At 35.2% G+C, this 4557-nt stretch carries 4 protein-coding genes; all 4 read right to left on the bottom strand.

The genetic code is table 11. The annotated features are described in order from the left end of the window. Window positions 1-62: 62 nt before the first annotated feature. Entirely contained in the window at window positions 63-917 is an 855-nt protein-coding gene (locus tag QZ143_RS01440) for an ABC transporter permease (RefSeq protein ID WP_292880487.1), read from the bottom strand. Beyond that, window positions 910-1902: an ABC transporter permease gene (locus QZ143_RS01435; protein ID WP_292609176.1), complete on the bottom strand. Its 993-nt coding sequence runs from the start codon at window positions 1900-1902 to the stop codon at window positions 910-912. Before QZ143_RS01435 ends, QZ143_RS01440 begins: the two co-directional genes overlap by 8 nt. A 73-nt stretch (window positions 1903-1975) precedes the next feature. Continuing rightward, window positions 1976-3595: an ABC transporter substrate-binding protein gene (locus QZ143_RS01430; RefSeq protein ID WP_292880485.1), complete on the bottom strand. Its 1620-nt coding sequence runs from the start codon at window positions 3593-3595 to the stop codon at window positions 1976-1978. Window positions 3596-3878: 283 nt separating this feature from the next. Continuing rightward, a complete protein-coding gene (locus QZ143_RS01425; protein WP_292880483.1) occupies window positions 3879-4493 on the bottom strand; it encodes an ATP-binding cassette domain-containing protein in 615 nt (204 codons plus the stop codon). Between the last annotated feature and the right edge of the window lie 64 nt (window positions 4494-4557).

Genomic DNA, 4557 nt, shown 5'->3' with positions numbered 1-4557 from the left:
TATATTGAATAAATGAAATCGAAACATTTTCTACATCTAATAACTTCTCCATGAAATCACCTTTATTCGTTTGCACTTGTTGGGTCAAGTATCTTTTTGATGTTTTCTCCGGCAATATCAAACAGTAAAACCAATATTAACAATGCCAATCCTGGGAATAAAGCTAACCACCAGTTTCCTGTTGCAAGGTATTTCATTGATTCGGATAATATGATACCTATTGCAGGTTCGTGAGGTGACAGACCAAATCCTAAGAAGGTTACGCTTGCTTCGTGCATGATTGCATGTGGGAAAATCAATATTGTTCCAACAATGATTTGGGTTACTACTAACGGTAGGATATGCCTTCTTGCAATCCATAGTTTTGATTTTCCAAACCTTTCGGATAATTTAACATAATCAGAAGTTTGAATCTGTTTGATTTCTGCTCTTAATACTCTTGCAAGTGATGTCCAATGTGTAACTGCCACTCCTATTGTAACTCCGAATGCTCCTCCACCAAGTCCAATGGATATCAATATAATCAAAAGAATGTGGGGAATTGATAAGAAAAGGTCAATTAACCAAGACATTAGTGAGTCCAAATATTTGTTTATGCTGCCCATCAATGCCATTGCAATAGCAATAAGACTGCTCAATATTGATGCTCCAGCACCGATTTGAACACTCAAGCCGAGTCCTTTTAATGTACGGGTAAACATATCTCTGCCCATCCAGTCGGTTCCGAATAAATGTTCAAAGCTAGGTGGCTTGTTCATTGCCTGGAAATTTGTAGTGATGTCTCCTGCATTAATGAATAAACTTGAGATTACCACAAGAACTAATATGAGAACTGTTAATCCGATGGTCAATAATGTCTTTTGTCTTAAATTCATTCTTGATAGCGGATTTTTGCTTTTTTTATTTGGATTAACCATCTTCTTCACCTTCTTTAATTCTTGGATCAACGAAGTTATAGACAATGTCTGCTATTAGATTGCCGCAGTAAACGAATATTGCACTGAAAATAACAATTCCTAAAAGTAATGGCACGTCGCTTCTAAGACCTGCGGATACTGCAGCCTGACCTATTCCGGGATATGTAAATATTTGCTCTACGAGAACGGCCCCACCAAACAGTTCAGAAAATCCTAAAAACTGTAATGTGATTGCTGGAAGTAAGACATTTCTCACCCCATGTCTTTTTATAATGTTCCATCCGCTTTCTCCTCTTGCTTTTGCAAATAAGAAGTAGTCGCTATTCATTACCTCAATTAGTTTATCTCTTGTATATAAAGTAATTGAAGCCACTCCGACAATACTCAAGGTCACCATTGGCAGTATCAAACGGTTTAACCATTCCCAGAATGTCACGTTTTCACTTAAGCTTCCAATAGGAACTCCCAATCCGCTTGGGAACCATCCAAGATAAATACTGAATATCATCAGCATGACTAAAGCTATCCAAAATGCTGGTGCGGATTGTAAAGTGTAACAGTATACTTTTATTGCCTTGTCAATTATTGTGTCCTTTTTAAACCCGGCAACGATTCCTAATAAAAATCCTAAGATTCCTGAAAATATCCATGATGTCAACATCAATACTAATGATGCTGTAAATCTTTCCTTAATGACATCTATGACAGGAATTCTGAAAATCAGTGATGTTCCGAAATCTCCATGGATGATATTTCCAAGCCAATTTATCATCTTAGTTGTTATCGGTTCGTTTACTCCCCAATATGCTTCCAATGTGGCAATTTGTTCTTGGGATATTATTACGTTGCTGATGTATGTTTTTACAGGATTTATAGGTGACATATCGATGAGAATGAAGCTTAATAAAATGACAAAAATAAGAAGGATAATGAATCTGACAAGTTTTTTTCCTAAAAATTTCAATAGTTTTTCATGTTTAATCATAAAGTAACTCCTATATAAAAAGGGAAAAAGAGATGAGTTAAATTATTAAAATTTAACTCATTGGTTGATAATTTTATTTGTTTATTGAGGATACACGAGTCCAGTCATAGATGTTTGAGAAGATATCTCCTCCGTGAGGTTGGATAAGAGCGGTATCTTCAGATATGTTTAAACTATCATCTACGAAGTATCCGTATTTAATTTCTCCTGCCCACAACCATGCTGCGTCGCCTTTAGGTGATGTGCCATGACTGCCGTCCCATGATACATCAGACCATTCTGCAAATGAAGCGTTACGATCCATTTTCATTGCGTTTTTGATGTGTCCGTCAACAACACTGCTGTTGTAGTGTCCTGGGTTTCCAGTACCATCAACAAAGCTTTCACTGTAGTATTCACCTTTCAAGGTTGAAGGATCAGTAGAACCGTATCCCCATACGACAAGGTCACTGTATTCATGTTTATAGATTTCATCCCATTCAGCACCGGTTGCATTGATTTCGATTCCGAATTCTTTTGCTTGTTCGCCAATCATTACAGCAATAGCTTGTCTTTCAGGTGCTGATGCTGAGTAGTATATGTTAAGTGAAGCTTTGGTACCGTTTTTCTCAACGATTCCATCGCCGTTAGTATCTTTCCATCCGGAGGCATTTAAGAGTTCTTTAGCTTTTGAGATGTTTCCGTCTTTGATTGCTGATTCGTTGTTAGCCCATGGTAATTGATGAGCAATACCATCGTAGTTAGGGTATCCAATTCCGTTCAATGCTCCTTCAGCAATTGCGGTTCTGTTAATACCATAGTTTAATGCTTGTCTGACTGCTAAATCAGAAGTTACATTGTTACCTACTGGTGCATCTTCAATTTTTTCTCCAGTGTTGTTTGTAACTGGTAATGATATTCCTCTTACGTCAATGGTATCGAGTAATGTCATATTGTATCCGTCAACTGTTTCATTAGCGAATGCTAATGGTACTGCAGCAACATCTACTTCATGGTTTTTAGCAGCATTGAATGCAGCTTCATTTTGAGCAAATAAGATTGTTAATTTTTTAAATTCAGGTTGTTTTCCATAGTAATCAGGGTTTTTCTCTAAGATTACTTGTTGACCTTTATCCCATTGTACGAATTTATATGGTCCGGAACCAACAGGGTTTGATCCGTAAGTGTTGTTGTTGTATGAATCAGATGGTACGATACCTAAATATGCTAGTTTGTCAACAAATGTTGAATCAGATTCATTTAAATAGAATTTGACAGTAGTTTTATTTACTGCAGTTGCATTGTTAAATGTGCCGAAGTCCAAGTCACTTGTTCCATTATTTTTTGCCATGTTGTAGGTAAATGCTACGTCTTCAGCATCTAATGTGGTGTTGTCTGTGAATTTGACGCCATCTCTGATATTCACGGTATATTCTGTAAAGTTACTATTGGCACTCCAGTTGGTGGCCAAATCATTTCTGTAGTTCATGTCTGGGGTCATCTTTAATAATGTTGATTGTATTAAAGGTTCTGCTAAGTAGTTCCACCCAAGTATTGGATCAAAACCGGATTCCGGTTCTCCTCCGTGACTGTAAGCAGCAACTACGAGTTCGTCGTCAGCTCTATGTGTGGATGATCCTCCGAAAAGGACCGCTCCAGCGATTACAGCTATTAAAATTACAGCTATGATTCCAATAATGTATTTTGTATCCATTATTTATATCTCCAAATTTAAATGTTAAGCAATTGTCATAATTATTTGTTAATTTTTATTACTATAATTAATAACAATTAATTAAAATTTATTATTATTAAAACTATTTAAATATTCCTAATTTAAGTATTACTTTTTCATTAATTTTTCAAAAAAAGTATTAATTATATATTTTATAGATAATTAAATAAACGATTGTTATATTTAATCGTTAAAATATGTAGTATTCTATTTTATAATTTATAGGATGGTGTGGTTGATTGTACAATAAAAAAATAAATTATTAAATTTTGTTTAAATCTTTTAAATAGATTTTGTCGTCACAGATTGTATCGACCAAATCCATGTCGTGACTTACAAGTAAAAATCCCATATTTCTTTGTTTTACTATTTTCAGCACGGAATCTAAAATCTGCACTTGTGTTATTGCATCAAGCATGGTGGTCATTTCATCTGCTATTAAAAATTTAGTATTTGGATTTAAAGATCTTAGAACAGAAAATCTTTGTAGTTCCCCTCCGGATAGTTCCTGTGGGAATCGTGTAAGCCAGGATTTTTGAATACCGAATTCATTTAATAAATCATCTGGGACTTCCCATGATTCTTTTAATACCTGTTCCATTTTCCATTTTGGATTCATTACTTTTTCAGGATGTTGATATATTAATTGGACTGGTTTGAATCCTTTTTTAGGGAGAGGATTTCCGTCAAAAGTCACAGAACCTTCGTAGTTTGTAACATATCCTGATAGAATTTTGCACAATGTAGACTTTCCGCTTCCGCTGTCTCCAATCAATCCCATAATTTTGTTGTTGTCCAGCTCTAGGTTAACGTCTTTTAATAGGTATTCTTTTGCAGATGGATATTTAAATGAGATGTTTGTTGCTTTTAGTTCCATTTTTATGCACCTTCTTCGTATTTGAAGCATCGGATTTTTTTGTTTCCGAGGTCGATGAGTTGTG

Origin of the sequence: Methanobrevibacter sp. UBA188, from assembly GCF_905234905.1 — an archaeon.
Lineage (GTDB): Archaea > Methanobacteriota > Methanobacteria > Methanobacteriales > Methanobacteriaceae > Methanocatella.
Note: the sequence above shows the minus strand (reverse complement) of the source record. Positions and strands in the feature narration are given on the sequence as shown.